General features: G+C 61.9%; 1 protein-coding gene. It reads right to left on the bottom strand.

What is annotated here, in order from left to right:
* The coding region (locus AAEY83_RS13945) for a TonB-dependent receptor domain-containing protein (protein WP_351059728.1) at positions 1 to 291 on the bottom strand (291 nt) is incomplete at both ends.

Here is a 291-nt window from a genome sequence, read left to right as displayed (position 1 = left end):
CCCTTGATCCCCAGCTCGTAGCTCTGGCCAATCAGCGGCTTGAGCGTGCTGCCGTCGATGGTTTTGTACGAGCCTTGCGGGGTGAAGATGTCGGTGTAGCTGGCGTAGGCGGTCAGGTTGTCGTTGAGGTCGTAGAGCAGGCCGGCGAATGGCGTGACCTGGCCGGTTTCGGTGGACTGGGTGTTGACCTCGGTGCCTTCGCCGCGGAAGTACTGCACCGAATCGGTATCGGATTTGTACCAGCTGACCCGGCTGCCGAGTACCAGGGTCATCGGGTCGGCGAGTTTCAGG

It is taken from the genome of Psychrobacter sp. TB20-MNA-CIBAN-0197 (assembly GCF_040309765.1).
GTDB classification, from domain to species: Bacteria; Pseudomonadota; Gammaproteobacteria; order Pseudomonadales; family Moraxellaceae; genus Psychrobacter; species Psychrobacter submarinus.
The sequence above is the reverse complement of the archived record's forward strand: the minus strand, read 5'-3'. Positions and strand labels throughout refer to the sequence as shown.